Genomic DNA, 427 nt, shown 5'->3' on the forward strand with positions numbered 1-427 from the left:
GTATCAAAGCAATTTCTCCAATGAATATGGTTATGTGCTACTCGATGGACTTGGACAGTGAACCTCTAGCAGCTATCTATTATAACACTGTGTACCAAAGCGCTACAGGAGCTGTGTACCGGACTTATGAAGTCTATACCAAAGATAAGATTATTAAATTTGAAACAGAGACTCTTGCCGATGGAACTAAAAGTAAGCCAATCCCAGAAACTTTTCCGAATCTTCTTGGAAAGTTTAATGTATTTGAAGTCATCGCTAACGAGGAACGTCTAGGAGACTTTGAAGCTCAGATTCCATTAATTGATGCTTACAACTTAGCTGTATCAGACTCTGTAAATGACATTAACTATTTGAATGATGCCTACTTGTGGTTAGCTGGATTTGACATTGGAGAAGACGAAAACGGTAACTCTGAGTTGGATAAGAT

Annotated in this window: 1 protein-coding gene; it reads left to right on the forward strand. The window is 38.2% G+C overall.

Going from position 1 to position 427, the window contains the following annotated elements:
• The coding region (locus ACTQ3K_RS12670) for a phage portal protein (protein ID WP_441578601.1) at positions 1-427 on the forward strand (427 nt) is incomplete at both ends.

Origin of the sequence: Candidatus Paralachnospira sp. LCP21S3_A2 (assembly GCF_052118925.1) — a bacterium.
Taxonomy (GTDB): domain Bacteria; phylum Bacillota; class Clostridia; order Lachnospirales; family Lachnospiraceae; genus Lientehia.